This window comes from Alteribacillus sp. JSM 102045 (genome assembly GCF_041949975.1).
Taxonomy (GTDB): Bacteria; Bacillota; Bacilli; order Bacillales; family Marinococcaceae; genus Alteribacillus.
Map to the genome: position 1 here is coordinate 123986 of NZ_JBHFQG010000003.1, position 24506 is coordinate 148491.

General features: G+C 41.1%; 30 protein-coding genes and 1 other annotated feature (1 of these 31 cut by a window edge). Of the genes, 7 read left to right on the forward strand and 23 right to left on the reverse strand.

Annotation, left to right across the window (positions count from 1 at the left end; translation table 11 throughout):
- Positions 1–15 precede the first annotated feature (15 nt).
- Positions 16–1191, reverse strand: a complete 1176-nt coding sequence (locus tag ACE1TI_RS03325; RefSeq protein ID WP_375006162.1) for a cation:proton antiporter — start codon at positions 1189–1191, stop codon at positions 16–18.
- Positions 1192–1194: 3 nt separating this feature from the next.
- Entirely contained in the window at positions 1195–1686 is a 492-nt protein-coding gene (locus ACE1TI_RS03330) for a cation:proton antiporter regulatory subunit (RefSeq protein ID WP_375006163.1), read from the reverse strand.
- Positions 1687–1920: 234 nt separating this feature from the next.
- Between ACE1TI_RS03330 and ACE1TI_RS03335 the strand changes: the two genes are divergently transcribed.
- Both ACE1TI_RS03335 and ACE1TI_RS03340 read left to right on the forward strand, forming a co-directional pair.
- A complete protein-coding gene (locus tag ACE1TI_RS03335) occupies positions 1921–2580 on the forward strand; it encodes a DUF4328 domain-containing protein (RefSeq protein ID WP_375006164.1) in 660 nt (219 codons plus the stop codon).
- A gap of 27 nt (positions 2581–2607) precedes the next feature.
- Entirely contained in the window at positions 2608–3531 is a 924-nt protein-coding gene (locus tag ACE1TI_RS03340; RefSeq protein ID WP_375006165.1) for an LCP family protein, read from the forward strand.
- Positions 3532–3910: 379 nt separating this feature from the next.
- Here the strand turns inward: ACE1TI_RS03340 and ACE1TI_RS03345 are convergent, their stop codons facing one another.
- The 6 genes from ACE1TI_RS03345 to ACE1TI_RS03370 all read right to left on the reverse strand — a co-directional run bounded on the left by ACE1TI_RS03345 (position 3911) and on the right by ACE1TI_RS03370 (position 8475).
- Positions 3911–4525: a CPBP family intramembrane glutamic endopeptidase gene (locus ACE1TI_RS03345; RefSeq protein WP_375006166.1), complete on the reverse strand. Its 615-nt coding sequence runs from the start codon at positions 4523–4525 to the stop codon at positions 3911–3913.
- A gap of 202 nt (positions 4526–4727) precedes the next feature.
- On the reverse strand, positions 4728–5939 hold the full coding sequence (locus ACE1TI_RS03350) for a D-alanyl-D-alanine carboxypeptidase family protein (RefSeq protein WP_375006167.1): 1212 nt from the start codon (positions 5937–5939) through the stop codon (positions 4728–4730).
- A gap of 259 nt (positions 5940–6198) precedes the next feature.
- Positions 6199–6732, reverse strand: a complete 534-nt coding sequence (gene resA, locus ACE1TI_RS03355) for a thiol-disulfide oxidoreductase ResA (RefSeq protein WP_375006168.1) — start codon at positions 6730–6732, stop codon at positions 6199–6201.
- Positions 6733–6910: 178 nt separating this feature from the next.
- On the reverse strand, positions 6911–7390 hold the full coding sequence (locus ACE1TI_RS03360; RefSeq protein ID WP_483860638.1) for a hypothetical protein: 480 nt from the start codon (positions 7388–7390) through the stop codon (positions 6911–6913).
- 435 nt (positions 7391–7825) lie between these two features.
- Positions 7826–8221, reverse strand: coding sequence for an NAD(P)H-binding protein (locus tag ACE1TI_RS03365; RefSeq protein WP_375006255.1), 396 nt, complete (start codon positions 8219–8221; stop codon positions 7826–7828).
- A gap of 44 nt (positions 8222–8265) precedes the next feature.
- Positions 8266–8475 (reverse strand): NAD(P)H-binding protein, encoded by a 210-nt coding sequence (locus tag ACE1TI_RS03370; RefSeq protein ID WP_375006169.1) that lies wholly within the window; start codon positions 8473–8475, stop codon positions 8266–8268.
- Between the two features lie 152 nt (positions 8476–8627).
- Between ACE1TI_RS03370 and ACE1TI_RS03375 the strand changes: the two genes are divergently transcribed.
- From ACE1TI_RS03375 to ACE1TI_RS03390, 4 genes are all read left to right on the forward strand, one after another.
- Entirely contained in the window at positions 8628–8843 is a 216-nt protein-coding gene (locus tag ACE1TI_RS03375; RefSeq protein ID WP_375006170.1) for a DUF1659 domain-containing protein, read from the forward strand.
- Between the two features lie 32 nt (positions 8844–8875).
- The gene (locus tag ACE1TI_RS03380; RefSeq protein WP_375006171.1) at positions 8876–9094 is read left to right on the forward strand and encodes a DUF2922 domain-containing protein; all 219 of its coding nucleotides are present in this window, start codon (positions 8876–8878) and stop codon (positions 9092–9094) included.
- 72 nt (positions 9095–9166) lie between these two features.
- Entirely contained in the window at positions 9167–9361 is a 195-nt protein-coding gene (locus ACE1TI_RS03385; protein ID WP_375006172.1) for a YvrJ family protein, read from the forward strand.
- A 586-nt stretch (positions 9362–9947) separates the two neighbouring features.
- On the forward strand, positions 9948–11150 hold the full coding sequence (locus tag ACE1TI_RS03390; protein ID WP_375006173.1) for a DUF418 domain-containing protein: 1203 nt from the start codon (positions 9948–9950) through the stop codon (positions 11148–11150).
- Positions 11151–11535: 385 nt separating this feature from the next.
- Here the strand turns inward: ACE1TI_RS03390 and ACE1TI_RS03395 are convergent, their stop codons facing one another.
- The 11 genes from ACE1TI_RS03395 to ACE1TI_RS03445 all read right to left on the reverse strand — a co-directional run bounded on the left by ACE1TI_RS03395 (position 11536) and on the right by ACE1TI_RS03445 (position 20853).
- Positions 11536–11700, reverse strand: coding sequence for a chemotaxis protein CheC (locus ACE1TI_RS03395; protein ID WP_375006174.1), 165 nt, complete (start codon positions 11698–11700; stop codon positions 11536–11538).
- Positions 11694–11999: a chemotaxis protein CheX gene (locus ACE1TI_RS03400; RefSeq protein ID WP_375006175.1), complete on the reverse strand. Its 306-nt coding sequence runs from the start codon at positions 11997–11999 to the stop codon at positions 11694–11696. Before ACE1TI_RS03400 ends, ACE1TI_RS03395 begins: the two co-directional genes overlap by 7 nt.
- Positions 12000–12014: 15 nt before the next feature.
- Positions 12015–12374 (reverse strand): response regulator, encoded by a 360-nt coding sequence (locus ACE1TI_RS03405; protein ID WP_375006176.1) that lies wholly within the window; start codon positions 12372–12374, stop codon positions 12015–12017.
- 36 nt (positions 12375–12410) lie between these two features.
- Positions 12411–12875 carry a chemotaxis protein CheW gene (locus ACE1TI_RS03410; RefSeq protein WP_375006177.1) on the reverse strand — a complete coding sequence of 155 codons (465 nt, stop codon included), beginning with the start codon at positions 12873–12875 and terminating at the stop codon, positions 12411–12413.
- A gap of 18 nt (positions 12876–12893) precedes the next feature.
- Entirely contained in the window at positions 12894–14930 is a 2037-nt protein-coding gene (locus tag ACE1TI_RS03415; protein ID WP_375006178.1) for a chemotaxis protein CheW, read from the reverse strand.
- 678 nt (positions 14931–15608) lie between these two features.
- Positions 15609–16268, reverse strand: a complete 660-nt coding sequence (gene phoU, locus ACE1TI_RS03420) for a phosphate signaling complex protein PhoU (protein ID WP_375006179.1) — start codon at positions 16266–16268, stop codon at positions 15609–15611.
- Positions 16269–16300: 32 nt separating this feature from the next.
- Positions 16301–17074: a phosphate ABC transporter ATP-binding protein PstB gene (gene pstB, locus ACE1TI_RS03425; protein WP_375006180.1), complete on the reverse strand. Its 774-nt coding sequence runs from the start codon at positions 17072–17074 to the stop codon at positions 16301–16303.
- A gap of 17 nt (positions 17075–17091) precedes the next feature.
- Positions 17092–17943, reverse strand: a complete 852-nt coding sequence (gene pstB, locus ACE1TI_RS03430) for a phosphate ABC transporter ATP-binding protein PstB (protein WP_375006181.1) — start codon at positions 17941–17943, stop codon at positions 17092–17094.
- Positions 17944–17961: 18 nt separating this feature from the next.
- Positions 17962–18849: a phosphate ABC transporter permease PstA gene (pstA, locus tag ACE1TI_RS03435; protein WP_375006182.1), complete on the reverse strand. Its 888-nt coding sequence runs from the start codon at positions 18847–18849 to the stop codon at positions 17962–17964.
- Positions 18849–19772: a phosphate ABC transporter permease subunit PstC gene (gene pstC / locus ACE1TI_RS03440; protein ID WP_375006183.1), complete on the reverse strand. Its 924-nt coding sequence runs from the start codon at positions 19770–19772 to the stop codon at positions 18849–18851. Before pstC ends, pstA begins: the two co-directional genes overlap by 1 nt.
- Before the next feature lie 142 nt (positions 19773–19914).
- On the reverse strand, positions 19915–20853 hold the full coding sequence (locus ACE1TI_RS03445) for a phosphate ABC transporter substrate-binding protein (RefSeq protein WP_375006256.1): 939 nt from the start codon (positions 20851–20853) through the stop codon (positions 19915–19917).
- 413 nt (positions 20854–21266) lie between these two features.
- On the opposite strand from ACE1TI_RS03445, the gene ACE1TI_RS03450 reads away from it, so the two are divergent.
- A complete protein-coding gene (locus ACE1TI_RS03450; RefSeq protein ID WP_375006184.1) occupies positions 21267–22022 on the forward strand; it encodes a class II aldolase/adducin family protein in 756 nt (251 codons plus the stop codon).
- A 272-nt stretch (positions 22023–22294) separates the two neighbouring features.
- Here the strand turns inward: ACE1TI_RS03450 and ACE1TI_RS03455 are convergent, their stop codons facing one another.
- From ACE1TI_RS03455 to rplU, 4 genes are all read right to left on the reverse strand, one after another.
- Positions 22295–23035 (reverse strand): MBL fold metallo-hydrolase, encoded by a 741-nt coding sequence (locus ACE1TI_RS03455; protein ID WP_375006185.1) that lies wholly within the window; start codon positions 23033–23035, stop codon positions 22295–22297.
- A 481-nt stretch (positions 23036–23516) separates the two neighbouring features.
- The gene (gene rpmA, locus ACE1TI_RS03460) at positions 23517–23801 is read right to left on the reverse strand and encodes a 50S ribosomal protein L27 (RefSeq protein WP_091586821.1); all 285 of its coding nucleotides are present in this window, start codon (positions 23799–23801) and stop codon (positions 23517–23519) included.
- 12 nt (positions 23802–23813) lie between these two features.
- A complete protein-coding gene (locus ACE1TI_RS03465; protein WP_375006186.1) occupies positions 23814–24146 on the reverse strand; it encodes a ribosomal-processing cysteine protease Prp in 333 nt (110 codons plus the stop codon).
- Between the two features lie 12 nt (positions 24147–24158).
- A complete protein-coding gene (gene rplU, locus ACE1TI_RS03470; protein WP_375006187.1) occupies positions 24159–24467 on the reverse strand; it encodes a 50S ribosomal protein L21 in 309 nt (102 codons plus the stop codon).
- A 13-nt stretch (positions 24468–24480) separates the two neighbouring features.
- Positions 24481–24506 (reverse strand) — a sequence feature (ribosomal protein L21 leader region) (it continues 47 nt past the right edge of the window).

Sequence of the window (24506 nt, forward strand, 5' to 3'; positions counted from 1 at the left end):
TTTTAAAGATACTATTTAAGTACCAGGCACCCTCACTTTCTCTGGTTTCTTTTTCTTTCCGTAAACCTTTGTTGTCATAGCCGGTGCGTAAAGGAACAATAATATCCCAATGCATGTTGATAAGAGTATAAAGATACTGCTGAAAGCCATGATTTCTGCCGCAGCAAGACTGGCAATAATAATAGAGAACTCGCCTCTTTGGGTAAAAGACAGGCCGGCTCGAAAAGACACCCTGGCTGACAAACCATACATCCTTCCCCCAGCCATTCCAACAAGAAGCTTGGCCAAAACAGACCAAATAATAAGCACGGTTAAAAGCCATGGCCAGGAAATCCCATTTCCAATCTCTATCTGTGTTCCGAACCAAAGAAAAAACAACGGCAGCGTCAATTCACGAACCGGTAATACGAGCGGTTCCATCTTGCTGCTTTTTCTAGCTTCAGCCAGCATAATACCTGCAAGAAAAGCTCCCAGTACTTCTGATAAATCCAAATTAATAGCAAGACCGCTGTAAGTAAAAGCAATTCCTATAATAAGTAAATGAAAGATATCCGATCCGGCGTTTCGTTCTATAAACCTCGAAAGCTTAGAAAATAGGAATCGTCCCAATAACACAGCACAAATGATAAGAAGAACTACTTTCCCAAGCAGCCAGGCAAATTCCAGTCCACTTAAGCCTTCTCCAGCACTAAGACCCGCTAGAACGGCTACCATAATGGGAGCGGCTAAATCTTCAAAAATAAGCACACCAAGTAAAAATTCCGACTCCGGATTTGCCGTACGTTTTGTATTTTCCATCATTTTCATGGTGATCGATGAGCTGGTCGCATATAATACCCCGCCTATAAAAAGAGCAGATAACGCATCCAGGCCAAATAGCACACCTATCATTACCGATAATACAAAATTTAAAAACAGATCAAGCGTGCCGGCCGGTGTCACTCTTTTTGCGATCCCAGCCAGCTGCTTGATCGGAAATTCCATCCCAAGCATAAAAAATAAAAGCACAATTCCGATTTCTCCAGCAAAATATAAAATTTCCGAATCGGCTAACAGGCCGCCTACTGCGATACCTACAATAATAAATAATATGACATCAGGGATTTTCGACCTCAAGCCAATAAATCCGATGGCAAACATCGCTAGAAGAATAAGCCCTGCCGCGAATAATTCTGGCACATGAGCTTCCACTCTTTAGTTCGCCTCCCCCTCTGCTAAATCCTCAAATTCTGAAATCTGGCTGCTTTTCCCCACAACCATTACAGTATCTCCTACCTGAAGTGTCTCCTTCACCCCTGGACTGGCGATAACTTCATCATCGCGAAATATACCGACAATGGAAACCCCTGTTTTTTTTCTTACTTCCGCTTCACCAATTGTTTTGCCGGCAAAGGTAGTGCCTTCTTTTAAACTTACCCATTCTACTACAATTTTGCTTCTGAATAATTTCATTTTGTCGCTGTCCACTGGCTGGAAGACAGCACCTAGTAATTGAGCTCCTAATTCACGAGTTTCATCTGACGTAAGTTCCATGGAAAAATCCGCCTCATCTTCATCCGGGTCTGTAAAAAAGTATAGTTCCCGCTTACCCGTGTGATGAGTAACAAGAACTACCATGCTTCCTTCTGCTGTTAAAAACGACATTTTCTTGCCGATTCCTGGTAAGTCTGCCATTTTGACTTCCACAAAACTCTCTCCCTTTTTCTCTGTCATTTTTCTTTTATTGTAAAGCAGTTTATGCTTTCTGAACAGAAAGCACCACCCGGCCATCGTTCATAATTTTTCAGGAGAATGCCATCGCTTTTAGCTTGTAAAATACATGCTTTTCTCCTAAAGTAATTCATGGATAATGAAAAGCGCAAGCACTCTTGCTCTTTCGAATCTCTAAATCATACATATATTTCACTAGGAGGAAACAACATGGAAAAAGATTATACGTTTAAACCGCCCCAAAAACTATCGAAATGGGTAATCACTTTTATCGTTATCTGTCTTGTATTTTCTATTGCTTCTATCATCGGCAGTGTGATCGAATGGAATACATACAACCAGTATAGTGCCAATGATACCTTTGAAAATTTGGCACCCCAGGACATGGCCAAGGTAGCTGCAGTAGCAGTAGGTGTTCACCTGCCGAAAACCTTTTTCTTTATCGTATCCATTTTAATCTTTCTACTATGGATATACCGAATTCATCAAAATGGAAGGGCTCTTCAGTATGAAGGTACCATTTATGCACCTGGCTGGTCGGTTTCTTTTTATCTTATTCCACTCGTAAATTTAGTGCTTCCACTATTATCTTTAATTCACTTGCATAAAGGCGGAACAAATCGGGCTTCAGAAGTGCAGAAAAGTGAGATTCAACCGAAAGTATGGCTGATCTATGCCTGGTGGATTTTATTTTGGAGCTCTTACCTATTATCTATTCCCGGCAATCTTGGCGCAGAAGAAGAAACATTTGAACAGCTTCAAGGAGAATTACCTTCTTTTATCGCATCTGAAGTGATATATTTTATAGCAGGAGTCTTTCTTATTTTTGTCGTTAAAAAAGTGACCTCCGTTCAGGAAAAATCAGTATAAACGATTCAGAAAAGGAGCTGCCTTGCGATGTGGAAAGCTGCACTTGTCATTTTTATCACTGTCTTTTTTACGGTCCTTATCGCAGGAGCTGGCTATTCTTATTACCTTTACGATGCAGCATCCGATAATATTGACAAAATGAACCAGAGCTATACAGAGGAAGTGGGAGAGCCAATACACGCTAGAAATACGTCTCTTAAAGGTGCTGTTTCTTTTCTGATTGTCGGCGTTGGAGACCGCCCTGGTGAACCAGGGCTTGCTGATGTTATTATGAGCGTTTCTGTTAACCCCGAGGATAAATCCATGCTTTTGTTTAATATTCCAAGAGATACGCAGGTACCTATACCAGGCAGGGACGAACCAGAGAAAATAAACCACGCATACAGCTACGGAGGAACAAAGTTAGTAAAGGAAACAGCCGAGCAGCAGCTGCAGCATTCCTTTGATTTTGTAGTAGAAGCGAACATGCAAGGTTTTCAAGATATAGTGGATGCGCTGGGAGGAGTGGAAGTAGACAACAAATTTGCTTTTTCCCAGAATAATGTCGGAAATACGAAAACCCATCATTACGATCAAGGGCTGATCGAATTAAATGGAGAACGTGCTCTTGATTACGTAAGGATGCGGAAAAAGGATCCACGCGGTGATCTGGGAAGAAACGAACGACAGCAGCAAGTCTTAAAAGCACTTCTTCAAAAAGCCCGTTCCATGGAAAACCTTTGGCATGGACGGGAGATGTTAAATATTCTTGGCGAAAATATAAAAACGAACTTGACAATGGATGATATAACAACTCTATTTACCAGTTATCGTTCCGCCCTGCAATATTCACGCTCATTCGAATTAGCTGGAGAAAATGAGATGCAGGATGGGATAAGTTATTATCTTGTGCCTGAGCAAGAATGGCAGAAAGCATCACTGCGCCTGCAAAATCATCAAAAGAAACAGTGACCAAAAAAGGAGCACTGTTTCTTTTTTATGCAGGGACTGGTCAAAAGTATTGGGCCAGCCTTTATGTTTCAAGGGGCTTTACGATGATATTTGTTCCGCCAATTCGCTAAAAATAGAGACTTCAGGAGGTTCGGCGGACATATATTCTCTTATTAGGTGCGAAATGAATGATTTTCGCTTGATTAACTGCAAATAACGGATTCAATGTCTTGCAACATCTTCATTTCGCAAGGGATTTATCAAAATAACGTATCTTATCTCCATTACTACGTACTGCACGACAACCATCACGTGCGGGTTTCTAAGCTGTTCGTCCAGCAACTGCCATCCATGTCTCCTTAATGACAAAACGTCATGACGAACCTTGCCCGCTCACCCTTTAAGTTTCCAATGCTTGAGCTTGATTTTGTTTTTTCATAAGCCATGCCGTCAATCCATTATAGGTTACATGAGCAGCAATCGGTGCCCATAACGCTTCCGTCCAAATAAATAATCCACCGAGAACCATTCCCATCCCAAACACAATAACATGAATGAAAACGCTCCCTTTGTACTGCGGAATGTGCAGGGCCATAAATACAATCGATACGACCACAAGGGCAGGAACTGCTCCAAAGTAATTCATAAGAACGCCAAGTATGGCGCCCCGAAATAAAATTTCCTCTGAAATGCCTGCTCCAAAAGCAATTGTAAATATACCGTATTTTTTATAAAGCATCCTTTTAATGAGCCTGGTATATTCATTTCTTGGCAGCGACAGGTTAGTAAGATAATACAGTAGTGTAATAAGGCCTGTAAAACCAACGCCGACCCCTGCCCCAATCAGTATTTCCATGAAAGCAGCATCTGTGAGCCATAATTGCTGTAAATGCGCAATACGTCCCTCGCCGTGAAAAATTAAGATGATGACAATTCCAACGACCACAAACAAGCCAAAGCTTTTCCAAACACTTGTGAGCGTAATGTCATCTGGCAATTTCTTATTCTCTTCCAATTGATCATCTCCCGACTTTTACCAATGCCGCTGGAAGAAAGCCCTAGTAAGCGGTAAAGCACATTCCCTTCTAAACGGGGGACCATTTGGAGAAAACATACCAGATGAACATTGTTTTATTTAACACTATTCACATACCGGCAATGGTAGAAATACACACTGCACGCTGCTCATCTATTTTACATTTTCTGCCGTCTCCATTTTATGAAGCATCCTCCGTCTGCAAATTACTAAAATTAAATATATGCTTTAATTGGTAATTCATGATGTCTGCCATAATATAGCTCGATTCCGGCCACGACTTCCAATATTGCTGAGCCAGTTCTCTTTCCGTTTGATTGTCACGTTCTGTTTCTAATGCTGATGGCTCAGTAGTGTTCTTTTTTTCTGAAGAGCCTTTGCCCTTTTCTTGTGACAAATAGGTTGTATAGATGATGCGGCCATTTTCATCTTCTCCAGTTAATTGTCCTTTATTATTGACTTGAAAATCAACCTCCGCATGTTTTCGAACAGAGTAGGTTCTTGAATTGGGCACGATATAGGAAGTTCCGTCTGGAGATTCGAAACGCTCGCCTTCTTCTAGCTTTTTTTCTTCAAATTCATCAAAACCTACGTTCAGCAGTGCGATTGTATCTTCATAGGCCTGGGCGCTGTTTCCTGATTTCATCACAACAGCGATCAGCTCCCGCCCTTCTCTTTTTGCGGAAGTTACGAGGGTAAACCCGGCTTGCGTTACATATCCATTTTTCACACCATTTGCTCCTTCATAATCCCAAAGCAGCTGATGATGGTTACGAAGGTCTGTTTCCCAGCCTTCTCCTTGCCAATGCATTTCTTTTGTCGAGACAATATCACGAAAAACTTGATTTTGCATAGCATACCTCGTGATTACCGCCATATCCTCGGCGGTAGAATAATGATTTGGTCCATGCAGACCGTGTGGGTTTGTAAAAGATGTATTTTCAATGCCTGTTTTTTTCTCCATATACTCTGTCATTTCTTTGGAAAATGCTTCTTCCGATCCAGAAATATGTTCTGCAATTGCGGAACTCGCATCATTGCCGGAATTAATCAGCATTCCTTGAATCAGCTGCTTGAGCTCCATTTCTTCATCTTCAAGTAAATAAACAGACGTTCCGTCTACTTCCGTGGCTTCCTTGCTGATTGTTACTTTTTCATCGAGAGACCCTGTTTCAATAGCCATAATTCCAGTTGCAATCTTTGTGATGGAGGCAGGGTACATCTGCTTATCCCCTTCTTTATCATATAAAATCTGGCCCGTATCAGCATCCATTAGTACAGCTGTTTCACTATGCAAAGACAGCTGCGCCGCTGCTTTGTCCTCTGCATGTACGAAACCTGAGGCCATTATATTATGTATCAAGATAGCGATAAAAACCAAAATAGCAATCATTCTTATACGTTCGATGAGCGCTCACTCCTTTCTGTCTATTAATTAAGTCCAACTTCTATCATAGTACATGGCTGTTGCATTCATCTTATTATCACATTGCAATTATCTAACAATTACACTCTCTCTATTCGACAAAAAGTGACACTATTCCTTCTTCAAGAGAAAGGCAGCCTGTTGGCAGCTCTCTGTATCCATTTCGCAAGGACAAAGAAAAATGCCTCCCGTTTATTCGGGCGGCACCATAAAGGTAGTAGTGCTATTAAGATGGTTCGATCTCTTCCATATAGCCTTTAATGTCTTCTTCCGTCATCGCTCCGGTTAGTATACGCTGCACTTCCCCGTTTTCATCTATTAAGTACGTAGATGGAAGAGGACCTATACCATAACGGTCCATTACATTTTTGTTTTTATCTTTTAATATAGGGTAGGTTAAGCCTAAACGATCAACAAAACGTTTGATGGCAAGATCAGATTCTCCTACGTTTACCGCCAGTATTTCTACTCCTCTTTCTTTAAAATCCTGGTATTGATTATCCATATAAGGCATCTCATCTACACAGGGCGGACAATAAGTGCCCCAGAAATTCAAAAAGACTCCTTGGCCGCGTAAATCTTCAAGTTCTATTTGTTCCCCTTCCATGGTAGTCAAAATAAAATTAGGTGCTGTATCACCCTCTTCAATAGCGGACTCTTCTCCAGTTATGAAATTGGTATAAAAAACATATCCAATTAAAATAGCTAACACACTTAATATGGATGAACGCATTAGAAACCGTTTGCGTTTTTTGGACATCTGCTAACCCTCCTGCGTATACACCTTGATATGTATAGTTTCTCACGAACACACACGTATGTTCAAGCTGCCCTTTTTAAAAAAGGGGCGAGAGATATTGTAAGCTTCGTTTTTAGTATAAATGTTTACTATGCCATGTACACAAACAACTTATAACGATTTATTGAAAAAAGCGCCCTTATTCAGGACGCTTGTTTTCTTCTTCTAAACCAATTTCTTCGTGGCTTTCTTCTATGTTAAATTGTTCAATGAAAGAAGTTAATGCTTCACTTTCTTCATTTAATGCTTCAGCTGAACTAGCGACTGACCGCATGGCCTGCTGCTGTTCATCAATGGAAGCGTTCACTTCTTCTGCTGAGGCGGCATTCGATTGAGAGACAGAAGCCATACGGGAAATAGCATCTTCAACAACCTGTCTTCTTTCTTCCATCATTGGAATTTCTTCAAGCAGTCTTTTTACCACAATAGAAACGGCATCTCCGGTTTCTTTTATTTGCTCGAATGTTTTTACTTGATCCACAGTGTCCTGCTGACCTGCTGTTACGTCTTTCGAATGAGCAACGGTAACGTGAACTTTTTCTGTCTCTTCTGTCAGCCTCGTTAAAATAGATTTCACTTCTTCTGCCGATGTATTTGATTCATCAGCAAGTTTTCTCACCTCTTCGGCAACAACGGCAAATCCTTTGCCATGTTCCCCGGCCCTGGCTGTGACATTTGAAAATAAATAACAACGTAATTCGAAAAAGGTTCACTGATGGTATTAGCACGTCCTGAGATCCCTTACCAAACAAACGCCTTAAAACCCGAGGTATTAGAAAAAAAGGGGGCGTGGTAATCAAAGAAGGGGCTGGATAACCGGAGCTGGAGTAAACGAGGCAGAACGGTTAACAAGGAGCTATCTTGATGACCGATGCTGGGGATTGAGAAGCGGAATGGTTACCAAGGGGCACGCTTAGTTAAAAATGTTGGAGTATGAGAATCATATCGGTAACCAATAGAGAAAAAACAAACAGCCGGTCGTAAAATATAAATTTTACAACGAGCTGTTTTCCAATTAAGGGGTTTGTGAGACAGCCCCGTGGTACTTTTGTATTTAAACTTTGCGAACGGCTTCTTCGATAGGGGTGCTTCCTCCAAGCAGATCAAACGTTTTTCCAATCGTATTTTCCTTATCCAGCGTTTCTGCTAGTACATGGGCTGTATCCGCCCTTGTAATCTTTCCGCTGGCGTTTTCGATTCTTTCTTCTATTAAGACCGTGCCTTCTGGCTCATCGTTAGTTAGCGGGCCTGGACGTACGATTGTATAATCAAGTCCGCTTTCTTTTAGATACTCATCTGCGAGCTTTTTAGCAACCAGATAGTGACGCATTTTAACCGGCCCGGCTTCCGGATTTTCGGAGCGCATTGATCCCAGCATGACAAACCGGTTAATATTATGTTTTTTCTCTTCATCTGTTGTTTTTCTTGCTCCCCACAGGTCAATAAGGATCGTTTTGTCCCCACCTGTATGAGGTCCTGAGCCGACGGCAAATACTACCGCACCGCATCTATCCCTTCAAAAGCGTGGGAAATATCTTCTTCAAGATCCGCAATTACCGTCTGGTCTGCTCCCAGCTCTTTTAGCTCTGGAGCTTGTTCCTCGGAGCGGATCACCGCTGTTACTTCATGATTTGAATCATCGGCCAGCTTCTTAACAAGATGTCTTGCCACTTTTCCAATTGCTCCTACTACTAATACTTTCATGCTAAGAACTCCACCTAAAGTGGTATCCTTTCTTGTTTTTTCCCTGCCCTTCTCATTCTAAACGTTTATGCCAAAGAAAGAAAATATTTGAAACTCTTCCCCCTTTTTTACTGCTCTTATCCATATATAGAGTGAAAGGAGGTGAGCAAGCCATGGCAGAAATCGTAAACAGCCGTCTAACGCTTGAGTTAAACGGAGGAGCCAATGACAACGGGGATACGATTTTAAAGTACAAAAGCTTTCAAAATGTAAAAACAGATGCCGCTGATGAAGACCTTCAATCTGTTGCCATAAGCCTCGGCGGACTTCAAGAACTTCCACTCGTTTCCATAAAGCGAGTAAACGAGTACGACATCTCTACGTTTTAACAAAAACCATTGAATGAAAGGAGGAATGATGAATGAGTAAACGATTAGAATTACGTTTTTCAAATGAAGATGGAAGAAATGTCACGGTAGCCCTGGACCAGCCTGCAGAACCGGTGGATGAAGAAGCGGTAGAAGCAGCAATGGATGCTATTATCAGCGCCAATACATTTCATTCTTCGGGAGGCGACCTGGTTGAAAAGCGGGATGCAAGGGTTGTGGAACGAACAGTAGATACTGTTTTCGAAGGTTAAGCATTATATCAGGGGACTGGCAGTCATTAGGGAGCCAGTCTCCTTCTATTTTAGCTGAAAAGGAGAGAAAAGATGGATATATGGTTCACTGCCGCCGGAGAGTATGGAGTGACAGCTGTTATCGCTTTTTATTTGCTGCACCGTATGGAAAAAAAGATGGATATATTGATTTATGCTGTGCAGCAGCTTCCTGGTGAACATGCTGGATCTGCCATTTCTTCTCAGCAGCAGACAAACGCAGAAAATAAAATAAAGCAGGCAAAGTAACGCAGTAAGCTTGATGCCGTTAGAAGGGGTTGTCTCGAATGTAAGAGACAGCCCCCATCTTCTTTTGGAAGCATTCGCGAGATTAGGATCTCCTGTGGCTCCTTTGCCAAAGCAAAGTTCTTGAAGCCCGAGACAGGAGATTGAAAGTTGAAGCAATAACCAAGGAAGAGGATTGAAGACCTAAGTTGGAGAAAGATTGAAAATACCAGTTACCTGCTTTTCAGTGATGTTGCTACAGATCATGCTTGAGGGAGGAACTTTCTGATTAAGCGTAGTGGCACCGCCTGCAGAAAAGAGAAAACCAAGCAAAACAGCCGGTCGTGATTTATTTCATATTACCATGCAAGAGCTTTAGAGACAGCTCCTTCTGCTTTAGTGCTTAAGCGCGGTTCGCCGTGAAGATATACTCCTTCATCTATAATGACTATCCTAAAGACCTGAATTCTTAGTCCTGTTTTTCCTTTTATTTACATATAACAGAGACAAAATGCAGTCTTTTTGCTAAGATATACTTGTTTTCGCAACAAAAGGGAATGGGTTTCCGTAAGTAAATATACAATAATAATAGAAAGGAGTGGATAATAGAATGAAAGTTTCTTCCACTGCAAGAAATGAACGTATCCTTTCCCTTGATTTTATCCGGGGTATAGCTCTTTTAGGCATTCTTTTTGCCAACATGGCATTTTTTAAATCTCCTGTTTTTCAACTGCAGAGCCTGCCTGGAGAGCTCGCATCTCTGCCGGCTGATCATTTAAACCAATGGGCAGTGTTTGGCATCGATTGGTTTGTAATCGGTAAGTTTTATCCGATGTTTTCTTTTTTATTTGGGCTTGGGTTTTATTTATTTTATGAACGAATGCGAGAAAAAGGCTTAGACGCAGGCAAAATGTATTCGAGGCGGTTGTATTTTTTGCTTGCGCTTGGTGCTGTCCACCTCTTATTCATTTGGTCAGGTGATATCCTGCATACATACGCCATTACTGGATTTTTATTATTACTATTTATCCACCGTAAACCTAAAACGATTCTTATATGGGGTATTATGCTGATTCTTGTCTCTGCATTCTTATTAGGAGTTCTTGTTACGACGAGCAATCTTTTTGTTGCTTATCAAGAGGGGACTGCTTTTGAACAAGACGCTCAAAATGCAGTAAGTACAGCTCTATCCACGTATAGCAGCGGTTCTTATATCGATATTCTTTCGTTTAGAATTTCCAACGAAATACCTATCGTTTTGTCGAACCTCCTATTGAGCATTCCAAATATTCTCGGGCTGTTCTTGATCGGATTATATATCGGTAAACAAGGTTTTATCCGTAATGCAGAGGAACATCTTTCTTTCTGGAAAAAACTGCTCCTTTTCACACTTATGAGCGGCGGCCTGCTTTCGGGATTGTACGCCTGCTTGAAAAACGGGATCTTCTCCATTGCTCCTTGGCTTTCTAACGGCTTGGCTGAAGGTTTAAATATTATTGCGGGTCCTTTATTTATGCTTTTTTACGTATCAAGTGCTGTACTGCTTTTCCAAAAACCTGCTTTCAAAAAATTGTTCCAGCCTATTACGATGGTGGGCCAAATGGCACTTACCAATTATTTGTTACAATCTATTGTTTGTATATTTATTTTTTATGGATTCGGCCTTCAACTATACGGCACCATTTACGCGGCCACCGGCATATTGATTACACTTGTTATTTATGCCGTTCAAACACTATTAAGCTGGTTTTGGCTTGGAAACTATGACCAGGGACCAATGGAAAAATTGTGGAGAAGGTTTACTTACAAATAAAAAAGGGAGCCCCTTCAAGTAAAATTGAGGGATTCCCTTCCATACAAGCGTTTTAAAACAGAGCGATGAAGATGTTGTAGCCTATAAAGACAGCTCCTGCCAGGAGCCATAAATAAGCACCTGGTCATATGGGAGGTATTGATTTTTTCTTTTCTCCCTGACCTGACTGCTTATCCTGCACACTTCACTGGCCGGTTTTGCACATGTTTTTTTCGTCTTTCATTTATTCTCCTCCTGAGTATATATCATGCCACCATTTTATACCCTACATAGTATATGTGCAAATCTTTGATATAACAGAATAAGAGGCTGTCGAGCCCTTCCATTCACTAAAAAACAAACTGCCTGTATCTTTCTAGGCAGCTCATCTTTTTATTACGTTTCTTTACGAGACATGTATGTAAAGATTTCCAATCGAGCTGTGCAGCGGAAGTGTAACAAAAGTTTGTTCCATTCTAAAGGTAGAAAGACCTTCATTTACTACAGGAGGAGAAATATCAATAACAGCTGTGGATTTTATCAGCTCGGTTGCCGCTTTTCCTGCTACCAATTGCCAAATTCCTGAATAGCACTCCAGCCCATATCATCCATGAATGAAATTTCCATACCGCCCATCATTGTACCTACAATCGATAAAGCAGTATCCTCTTCCATCGAACAGATAATCTGCCCTTCAAGTGTTCCGTTTACCCCCATAACAACGGAAATATGGGACGACTGAAATTGTTTACCTGCTTCAACTGGTTTAGAAAAAGAAGCTTGTATTCCTAAATGTTCCTGAACAATTGCAGCAGCCGCTTTTGTAATCGCGTTCATATGGTTTGCTTCCATTTGCACTGATGAAGGCATATCTTTCTCCTCTCTTTACTCTAAGACTTTTGTTATCGCATCCATTACTCGATCAGCTTGGAATGGTTTTACGATAAAATCCTTTGCCCCAGCTTGAATGGCATCGATCACCATAGCCTGCTGCCCCATAGCAGAACACATAATAATATTTGCATCCGGGCTGTTTGATTTGATTTCTTTTAACGCTTCAATACCATCTTTTTCCGGCATGGTTATATCCATCGTGACAAGATCCGGCTGCAATTCGTTATACATGTCAACTGCTTCTTGCCCATTTGCTGCTTCCCCGGCAATCTCAAAATTATTCTTTACTAAAATATCCTTTATCATCATTCTCATAAATGATGCGTCATCTACTATTAACACAGAAGCCATCGTATCACCTCATCGTTGTTTTTATATACAGGCGTTTTATGCGCCAGCTTTACCTTCTTGTTTCTGCAGAATTTTATCTAAGTGCAGCAAGGTAAAAAGCCGATTTTCCAATTTCACAACCCCGCGTAAATATTCCTCTGCAACTCCTCCTACTACCTCAGGAGTTGGTTCGATTTTAGAGACTGGAATGTCCATCACATCATTTGCTCCATCCACGATAAAACCTATTTCGTTACCTTCCTTGTTTAAAACTAAAATGCGAGTGGCTTCATCGTATTGCTTACTCTCAATTCCAAATCTGCTGCGCAGATCGATAACAGGAGTGATTACTCCACGCAGGTTCATTACCCCTTTAATAAAAGCATCGACTCCTGGAATACGGGTAATCGGCTGCATTCTTTCAATGGACTGCACGTAATCCACTTCTATTGCATACTCTTCATCTTTCAGCTGAAAGATGACAACCTTTAAATCGTTAACTTCCTTCGATTCTGCTGGCACTTATTCCACCTCCTCTTTTTATTTAATGAGTGCATTTGTATCAACAATTAAAGCAACCTGGCCGTCTCCAAGGATTGTAGCACCAGAAATAGCAAAGACATTATTTAAGTGATTGCCGAGCGATTTTAATACAATATCGTGCTGTCCAATCAGAGAGTCCACAACAAGACCAGCAACTTTTTCACCTTTATTAACGATAACAAGTGAGTAATACTCGTTATCTTTTTCTTCTGTTGGCACCTGAAATATTTCATCAAAAAAAACAAGCGGTACCACTTTTCCGCGAAAGTCTATGACTTTTTGATTATGAGCACTGTAGACTTCATTTTTATTGACAATAGCTGTTTCCACAATGGCCGTTAATGGAATTGCATATTTTTCTTTTGCTACTTCTACTAACATTACATCAATAATAGAGAGAGTAAGCGGTAGCTGAATCGAGAACAAAGAGCCTTTTCCGAGATGAGAGTCGACCGTTACTACCCCGCCTAGAGATTCAAATGTACTTCTTACAACGTCCAGGCCGACGCCTCGTCCTGAAATATCCGTAACCTCTTCAGCTGTGCTGAAGCCTGAAGCGAACAGCAATCCATAAATTTGCTTGTCTGTCATCTTTTCCAAATCTTCTTCTGTGATCACTTCTTTTTCCAGTGCCTTGCCTATTACTTTTTCTTTATTAATGCCAGCTCCATCATCTTCAATTTCTATAAACACATGATTTCCGCTGTGATAGGCTCTTAATTCTACGGTTCCTTCTTCCGGCTTGCCTGCTTCTTTTCGAACCTCTGGATTTTCTATACCATGATCAATCGAGTTTCGAAGCAGATGAACAAGCGGATCACCGATTTCATCAATAATCGTCCGATCCAGCTCTGTTTCCGCCCCGATGATTTCAAGGTTCACCTTTTTGCCAAGCTCTTTAGACAAGCTTCTTACCATCCGTGGAAATCTGTTGAACACCTGGTCTACCGGCATCATTCTCATATTCAGAATGATTTCCTGCAGATCCCCTGAAATGCGGGACATCCGCTCGACTGTTTCATTTAATTCACTATTGGCCAGCTCGCTTGAGATTTGTTCCAATCGCCCGCGGTCAATAACCAGTTCTTCAAACAAATTCATTAATACATCAAGACGGTCAATATTTACACGGATCGTTTTATTCAGCTCTGTTCCTTTTTTTCCAGGAGATGACTCTGCCTTGTCTGTCTTCTTGTTTGCCGGAGGTGTTGTATCCAGCTGGTTCTTGTTCTTCGTCTCCTCCTCCTTCAAGCTTTGCTGTTTGTATGTTTCGATATGAACAGGTTCTACTTCCACAGAGGTAATCTCAGAAACTTTTAAAATTCGCTGTTTTATCTCCTCTGCTTCTGATGCTGAAATTAAGGTAATGATAAACGTAAAAACAAACTTTTCTTCCTCAAGCTCTTCAGCAGGAGGAGTTGATTTAATAATATCCCCCACCTGTTCAAGGACTTCAAACACCATATATACTCTGGCCGCTTTCAACATTGTCTTTTCATCTAAAGAAACTTGAATCTGGTAGGCTTGATATCCTTGCTCCTTGGATTGTGCTAGAACAGTAAGTTCATATTCATCATAATTTTCATTGATCATGCTCGTATCCCCTGCAAGTGCTTCAGCCATTGCCGCTTCTTCCCCGGTTGTTTTTGTCGATTCTATTCCCTGCAGTGCTTCAAGATGATTAGTCACCTCCTGGATATCCCGTGTTCCATCTCCTCCATTAGAAATATCCACTACAATTTCTTCGAGGTCATCTACCGCTTCAAACACGACATCCATCACATCGGATGTTGCCTCTAACTGCTCATTACGGATGAGTTCAAGGACACTTTCCATATGATGTGTTAAATGAGCAAGGTCTTCAAATCCCATTGTTGCCCCCATACCTTTTAACGTGTGGGCAGAACGAAAGATCTCCCCAACAATAGAGAGATCACCTGGTTCTTTTTCAAGTTGAAGTAGATTATCATTTACTGCTTGCAAATGTTCTTGGCTTTCATCAATAAACACTTCTATATATTCTGATTGACTCAACTCCCGAACCCTCCTGGACCATTTCAAAATACAGCATGGCACTGGTATGATATTCTTTATATCGGCTTTCCTGAGAAAAAATCCATGCAAACCGCTGGATTCTCTATTTAAAACTTTAATCATAGTCTATTATACCTATATTTCTATGCTCTTTTCTACCATAAAACCCAGGAAAACTATTTTTCTTATAAAATTTTACCGGTAATCGATATAAGAAAAAAATGAAGGAACCCGGAATCAGCCAATTTTTACTGTGTTGATTCTTTTACTAATATATTCAGTTCTCTGTTTCTTGTTTCTAGCTTATGAAAGTCTTCTGCCATTTGATTAATTTGTTTATCCTGCTCTTCCACGCTTGGCAAATACTTCTGCACTTGCTGATTCAGCAAAAGCTGCTGCTTGATTTGTTTCGCGTTCTGTCATCGTGCTGAAATGTTCCAACTCTTTCATATACTCTTCCAGCCTAGGAAGAACGTTGCCCAATTTAACTTAGCTGGCAGCATATTTCTTTTATGTATGAGTCCTGTTGTCCCTTTTCCCATATAACCCCTCCTTTTTGTGAATGAACAACTATTCATTATATATATACCCTTAATAAGTAAATTTCCTATTATTCAAGTACCAACCAAAAAAAAGCTTTTATTATCTGAAAGGTTCAGACAACAAAAGCTTTCTTACCTAATTATTTAATGTAAAACGTTCCCCTTTGACAAGGTAAATGACTTGTTCAGCAATGTTGGTAATATGGTCAGCGACCCGTTCCATGTACCGGCTTACATAAGCAAGTTGAATGAGCTGATTAATCGAATTTGGATACTGACTCGTCTCTATCATTAGCTTTTCAAGTGTAGTACTATGCAAACTGTCTATTTCATCATCAGTTTCGGCTGAGCTTTTGGCTTTTGCTGCATCTTCTGTCATATAGGCATCCAATGTCTCAGAAAACATGGTTAAAGAAAGCTCCGCCATTTTTTTGATCGTTTCATAATCAATATTTGCTCCTTTTTCCAGTCGAATAGTAGATTTACAGACATTCACCGCAAAATCGGCTATTCGCTCAATATCATTGGCTATTTTTAATGCACAAATGATTTTTCTTAAATCGGAAGCAACTGGTTGTTGGCGTGCAATCATCATAATAGCTCTCTCTTGAATGATATCTTCCTGCTTATTAATGGCTTCATCCTTTTTCATAAGTGCTCTACCTGTTTCAGCATCCTGCTCAAAAAAGGCAGTCAAAACTTCTTTAAAATAAGAAATCGTCTCCTGGCCCATTTGTTCTAGCATCGTTTTTAACTCTACTAACTCTTTATCGAATGAACCACGCGTAAAAGTCATGGAATCAGCCCTCTTTTCTTATATCTTGTAAACTATCCAAAACGTCCGGTAATATATTCTTCGGTACGATGATCACTTGGCTGCGAAAAAATCGTATCTGTATTATCCATTTCGATTAATTCTCCCATTAAAAAGAACGCTGTTTTATCAGAGATCCTTGCAGCCTGCTGCATGTTATGGGTTACAATCACAATCGTATACTTCTCTTTTAACTTCTCAATTAATTCTTCCACTTTCACTGTAGAAATAGGATCAAGCGCTGAAGTTGGTTCATCCATTAACACAACTTTCGGTTCTGTTGCCAGGGTTCTCGCTATACACAACCGCTGCTGTTGTCCGCCGGAAAGGCCCATAGCATTCGTATCTAATCTGTCTTTTACTTCATCCCATAAAAACGCGTCTTTTAAGCTGCGTTCTACAATTTCATTCAGCTGTGATTTTTTGCGAATGCCATGAATCCTTGGTCCATATGCTACATTCTCAAATATGGTCTTTGGGAAAGGGTTAGGTTTTTGGAATACCATTCCTACCTTTTTTCGCAGTTCAATTAAGTCTGGCTTATCTTTCAAGAGATTTTTTTGTTCATAATTAATTTCACCAGTCATTCTTACGGACGGCACCATATTAATCATTAAATTCAATGTTTTAATGAAAGTAGATTTACCGCAGCCAGAAGGTCCAATAATAGCAGTGACCTCTTTTTCTAAAATATCCATATTAATGTTAGATAAGGCATGGTGTTCTCCATACCAAAGGTTTAAATCATTTACTGAATAAGCAGCTGGCATTGCTGTTATTTGACTCATCGCTATACACCCTCCTTTTAACCGAAGCGGCCCGAGATATAATCTTCTGTTTCTTTATTAGAAGGATTGGTAAACAATCTATCAGTATGATCATATTCGACTAGACGTCCATTAAGAAAAAAGGCCGTTTTATCAGAAACTCGTGCGGCCTGCTGCATGTTGTGGGTCACGATTACAATGGTATGGTTTTCTTTTAGTTCAGAGATTAATTCTTCTATTTTTGCAGTAGAAATCGGATCAAGAGCTGAAGCCGGTTCATCAAGCAAAAGAACGTTTGGATCCATGGCTAGCGTTCTTGCAATACAAAGACGCTGCTGCTGGCCGCCGGATAATGATAAAGCAGAGGTATGGAGACGGTCTTTTACTTCGTCCCATAATGCTGCTTTTTTTAAACTTTCTTCTACTTTCTGATCAAGAATCTTTTTCTTCTTTATTCCATGAAGCTTTAACGCATGTGTTATATTTTGGTAAATGGATTTCGGAAACGGATTCGGCTTTTGAAATACCATTCCAATTTCATGACGCAATGCTGTAACGTCTATATTCTTACCGACAAGATTGACCCCTTCATAAATAAGTTCCCCTTCGGTTCTGCTTATCGGTATAAGATCGTTCATGCGGTTCACACTTCTTAAGAAAGTTGACTTTCCGCACCCAGAAGGACCGATTAAAGCAGTAACGGACTGCTCCGGCACCTCAAAGGTCACATGCTGAACAGCATGGTTATCAGCATAATAAATATTTAAATCCCGCACATCCAGAATCGTTCGTTTTTCCTTTGGCTCTTTTTTTGGCTTCTCTTGGACGGGTGGCTTAACAACAGCGTTTTCCTCTGCCTTTGTTTTCCTTTCTTGAAGAGCGGTTGTCATTTTTCAACCTCCTGAATATTATTTTTGAGCTGTCATTTTCTTGTAAATGTAACTTCCAGCTATACGAGCACCTAAATTAAACAGTAAAACCGAAAGCACAAGAACCGCAGAGGCTCCATCTGCCACTTCTCTAATATCAGGAATCAACCCTTGCGTATTCACACTCCAAATGTGCACAGCTAACGTTTCTGCTGGTCTAAAAATATTTAATGGGGATGTTTCAGAAAATGGATTCCAGCTTCCCCAATCCAGTCTTGGCGTTGTTAGCCCTGCTGTATATAATAGAGCGGCAGCTTCTCCGAAAACACGCCCGGATGCAAGAATGGCTCCTGTTAATATCGCTGGAAATGCTGCTGGCAATAACACCGTCCGGATCGTTTCAAAATGGGTAATACCTAAAGCTAAACTAGCCTCTTTTTGTTCTTTTTGAACAGAACGGATGGCGTCTTCGCAAACTCGCACCATAACAGGTAGATTAAATACGGTTAAAGCAAGCGCGCCGCCTATAATTGTATATCCCCATCCAGTTAGATTTACAAACGCAAGCAAACCAAACATCCCGATTACAATGGAAGGAAGTGATGCGAGTACTTCGATACAACTTCTTATAAATTCTGTTAATCTTCCAGGCTTGGCGTACTCTGCCATATAAATACCACCGCCAAGACCAAGAGGGACTGTGAAAATCATAGTAAGCAATAATATATAAAAAGAGTTAAACAACTGAGGTCCTACTCCGCCGCCTTCTTGGAACGAACTTGGAGGAGAGGTTAAAAAGTCAAAGGTCAGTTTTGGAAAACCATGAAAGACAATGTAGCCAAGAAGACCCGCCAGCACTGTTACAATCACCGCGGCCATTAATATAAAAATGGAAGTAGCTATTTTATCTATCGTTTTTGCATTCATTATATTTTCCTCCTGCTAGACAGGTATCGAATGATGATGATAAATACATAAGACATGATTAACAGTATCAAGCCCAACGACCAGAGTACATTGTTGTCAAGACTGCCAATGGTAGTATGGCCGATATTTAAAGTAATGATCGTTGTGAGCGTGCCTGTTGATTCAACTAAGGAAGTAGCAATGTCTCTTGAGTTTCCTATTACCATTTGCACAGCCAGTGCTTCTCCAAAGGCTCTTGCCATACCGAGCACCACAGCTGTCAAAAGGACAGGGGTTGCTGCCGGGACAAGCACTCTGTATATTGTCTGCCAGCGTGTTGCTCCCACTGCATACGATGATTCTCTCAAACCGCCAGGAAGAGAACGCATAGCATCCGTAGAAATACTTGTTATGGTAGGTAAAATCATAATAGAGAGAACAATTGTACCAGAAAGCAGTCCGAACCCCTGCCCTCCTATGTGTTCTCTAATAAATGGAACAACTACTGTCAGCCCGATGAACCCATAAACAACAGACGGAATACCGACCAGCAGCTCTACAACAGGCTGCAAAATTCTTTGGCCCCATGATGGAGCAATTTCTGTCATGAAGATGGCGGCACCAATTCCGAGCGGTGCAGCTACCAAAGCCGACAAAAAGGTCACCGCAAATGACCCAAAAATAAAGGGCAGGGCACCAAACTTATCATTAGACGGACTCCACTCCGTGCTGCTTATAAACTCAATAGGACTTACACCATTCACTACAAACGACTGAAGCCCTTTACTAACAAGAAACAATGTTATTGACACCGTAGCTAATATAATAAGTAAAGCTGTACTGAAAATAATCACTTTTCCACGCCGCTCTTTTTTCACAGAGATGGATTTTTTATTTATAATTAAACGGTCTTTAGCTGTTTGCTCTCTTTCCGTCCATTCCATGTTCATATCCCCCTTGAATAAGAAACAAAAACCTTTTTACCATCATGAATGACAACACTTTAGATGGCTGCAAAGGAACAGGGTAAACCTGAAATGTGTCAGGTTCACCCTCCAATATCCCTTCTGTTTTCATTCGTCATTATTATTCTTTTTCAGTCATTTCTCCTTCAACATCACGCTCTACTTGCATTTCTGTAGAAGAAATATAACCCATTTCAGGTACCAATTCGCTTTGTACCTCATCACTTAGCATGTAATCGATAAAATCTGCTGCAAGACCTTCAGGTTCTCCGTTTGTATAAGAATGTTGATACGCCCAAATTGGGAAATCTCCACTTTGTACATTTTCATCTGTTGGTTCTACGCCATCTAATTTAACTGGTGTCACTGCATCATCTTCGAAGTAAGAGAATGCAAGATAACCAATGGCACCTTCTGTTTCAGAAATGATTTTTTTCACTGTGTTAGAAGAATCCTCCGTAATTCCTTCAGCTGGTTCTTCCCCGTCAAGTCCATATTTAACAAATGTGGCTCTTGTACCAGAAGAATCTGGACGGTTTACTAGTGTAATATCTACATCTTTCCCGCCAACTTCAGACCAGTTTGTTATTTCGCCAGTGAAAATGTCTTTCAACTCATCCATGGTAAGGTCTTCTACCCCTACTTCAGGATTCACAGCTGCTGTCATTCCAACTACTGCTACTTGATGATCTTCTAATTCCTCAGCCGGAATACCGTCTTTTTCTTCTGCAAAAACATCAGAGTTTCCAATATCAACAGAGCCTTCTGATACCTGGCTAAGACCTGTCCCGCTTCCACCTGCTTGAACTTGAACACTTGCATCTGGATTTTCTGCCATATACTGTTCAGCAGCAGCTGTTACAAGAGGCTGCATGGCACTTGAACCTGACACAGTAATTGACCCGGAAGCTTCTTCATTATTCGAATCTTCATTGTTTGTTTCTTCATTTCCGTTTGTTTCTTCTGAACCCCCGTCTGCTTCTTCTCCTTCTCCACTTCCGCACGCTGCAACAACTACCATAGCTGCAGCTAATGCCAAAAGCATCAAGATCTTTTTCATGCTCACAGCATTTCCTCCTTTTTTGTCTTTAGGTTAGTAGATTCCTAGGAGAATGGTCTCTCCCACTCACAATTGCTAGTATAGAAGAGGTTTATTAAGGAGATATGGTGCTTGTGTAAAGATTAAGTAAATGAATTTTGAGATTTATTAAGTAAAAATGGATAATCTATCAAGCAGGTAACATTTGTAAATAAAGCTAGATGAAATTAAATATTAGCTGAACCAGCGCACAGACCCGCCAATTTACCTAATGAAACTACATTCAAAACTATTCAGCCTCCGAATGAAAATACTTCAATAATAATGCCGGTAGGAAATCAACTATCATTTAGCGAAAATAAACGTAAGGTTAATCCAAAAGCTTCCATGTATTTTTTTGAATTGGTGTAAAAGAGATGAAGGAGGAGTAAGTGATGGGAGTAACATTGAAAGAACCAACCTTTACTTCTGTAAAAGAAGAGCGTCTTCACCTTAAACAACGTCTGGCATCAGCTTTCCGGCTTTTTTCTAAATTTGGTTTTGATGAGGGGGTGGCTGGTCATATCACTGCGAGGGACCCTGAAAAACGAGATCATTTTTGGGTCAATCCGTTTGGGATGCATTTCAGCCAAATTAAAGCCTCTGACTTATTGCTTGTAAATCACGATGGAGAAGTCGTCGAAGGGGATCTTCCTGTTAACAGAGCCGCTTTTGCTATTCATTCGCAAATTCACGCTGCCCGTCCGGATGTTATCTCAGCAGCTCATGCACACTCCGTTTATGGTAAGACCTGGTCTTCTTTAGGACGTTTGCTAGATCCTCTTACACAGGATGCCTGTGCGTTTTATCAAGACCATGGCTTGTTTGATGACTATACCGGTGTCGTTAATGATACCTCAGAAGGTGCTCGAATCGCAGCTGCATTAAAAAATTACAAAGCCGTTATTTTACAAAATCATGGATTGTTAACTGTCGGTAAAACGGTAGATGAAACAGCTTGGTGGTTTATTACTATGGAACGGACCTGCCAGGCACAGCTAATGGCCGAAGCAGCCGGAAACCCAATTTCTATCAATGACGAAAGTGCGAAAACAGCCTTTTCTGAGGTCGGCACCTCAAAAGCAGGCTGGTTCCAATTTCAGCCTTTATGGCACCGCATTGCAAAAGAACAACCTGATTTGCTGGATTAAGTAATGAAATTTTTCTTTAGAAAAAGGCTGTCCAAACGTGATGTACACTAAAGGACAGCTTTTTTTTGCTGTGCTTGATATTTTGCGGCATGTTTGACCGTTCGCATTTGACGTTACCTGCTTCGGTCATCAGGATAGCTTAATGTAAGAGGATCCATGAGCGATTCATGACTACCAGTTTATGGTTACCGTTTTTGTCAATACCGGCATCTTCTATGATCGGGCGCCATGAATACTGGTGGTTACCAATTACTCGTTCCGCCTCCCTATTTCTATTCTAATATTTTCGACCAACCGGAGGAGGCAGTGTCGATAGGACCGTTATAAATACTTGCTGCCTCGTCAATAAGTTTGCTATGCTCACCGAAATGAGGCAGATGGGTAAGTAAGAGAGAAGAAGCTCCAGCCATATCAGCGAGCCGGCCGGCTTCTACACTATTCATATGACCGGCAGGAGATCCGTCCAGTCCTTTGTAAAGACTGCATTCTGCTATTAATAAATCTGCACCTTTTGCAGCTTCTGCAAGCTCGGTTGTGAAGCCAGTGTCTGCTGTATAAAAAAGAGTGGATCCATTTGTTTCTATTTTCATGGCATAACAGGGAACGGGGTGAGTCGTTTTATAGAAAGTAAAAGTGAATGGGCCAAGCTGTAAACTTTGGTTAGGAGTGTATGGATAAGCCTGTACAATATCTTTATAAGAAAGATTGTTGAAACCTTCCGCGTCTTCCTGGTGTCCGTATATCGAAAATGAATTGGGAGTTTTATCAGAGATATAAGGCTGAAGCAGACGAAAATAGTGAAGTGCTCCGATATCTCCAATGTGATCGTTATGGTAATGGGAAATAACCGCAGCGTCAAGTTCGTCTAGTTTACAATAATGCTGAAGTTGGGAGACGACACCACTGCCGCAATCAATAAGAACACGATAATGATCTTGTTCTAATAAATACCCGGATGCAGCTTCTCCTTTTTCCGGAAACGCATGCCAATAGCCTACTACTGTCACCTTCATTTCCAAACCTCCTGTTCTTTTTTCTTCGTTTTTAGTATATATGTAAAAGCGTTTAATGAAAAATCTGAGCTTCATAAGTCAGCGTCATTTTCTATACTTACCGGTGAACCTTTAGCATTAACGTTCGTTCGAAGCGCTGAATATTCCTATTTAAACGCCGGACTTTTGCTCCGAAGTGCTGAACTTTCCTCCCTGACCGCTGAACCTGCTCTTCTACCCCCAGACTTTTGCTTCAAAGAACCCAGCGACGATACCTGCGAAGAACAAAAGCGCAAGCGCCCTGTTCAGCCTCGACAGGTAAATGTTCTTCAGTCATGAAAGGCGCTCTTTGCCTTTCATGACTGGAGGTTATTTAACCCCGAGAGGCTGGGCGCTGAAGCTAGACGCGGATCAAACAATATGGAGATAGTTATCCACAACTTGTAAAAACATAATTTCCTAAACAACAAAAAAACGCCCCACCGAAATGGGACGTTTCTGCTTATGCTTCTTTTGGATATACGCTTACTTGCTTGCGTTTTTTACCAAGACGTTCGAACTTAACGACTCCGTCTACTTTAGAGAAAAGAGTGTCGTCGCCGCCTTTTCCTACGTTTTCACCAGGATAAACGCGAGTTCCGCGCTGGCGTACAAGAATAGAGCCGCCTGTTACGAACTGACCATCTCCGCGCTTCGCACCAAGACGCTTGGAAATAGAGTCACGGCCGTTCTTTGTACTACCAACCCCTTTTTTCTGAGCAAAAAATTGAAGGTTCAATTTCAACATCTGACTCACCTCCTATACATCTAAAATTTTTATATGCTCACCGTATTCCTCGGCGATCGTTTCAAGAGAAACCAACATGCCTTCTAAAAGCAGCTGTACTTCTTCCCTGACGCGCCCTTTTACATGATCAGGCACGGCGCAGTGAAGATAGCCTCCCTCATTTTTCATATCCACGTCCAGTTCTACATCACAAAGAGCAGCAATAGCATTCACCGAACCAAAAGACACCGCAGATGCCCCGGCACAGACTAAATCATAGCCGTATGGACCCGCATCAGCGTGTCCGGACATCGAAAACGCAGTGATCTCTCCATTACTGCTTCGGTCTACGCTGACTTCAATCATAACACGCAGGCCTTATGCTTCGATTTTATCGATAACAACTTTGGTGTATGGCTGACGATGGCCGATTTTACGACTATAGTTCTTTCTTCTCTTGAACTTCCATACCGTAATTTTCTTTTGACGTCCATGCTTATCCACTTTGGCAGTGACTTTGGCACCGTCCACGTATGGAGAACCAACTTTTACGTCATCTCCGCCAACGAATACAACATTTTCAAAAGTAACAGCATCGCCTTCAGAAGCGTCCAGTTTCTCTACGTAGATCTCCTGGCCTTCTTCTACTTTTACTTGCTTTCCACCAGTTTCAATGATTGCGTACATGTTATATGCACCTCCTATGACTAAGACTCACCAATACAG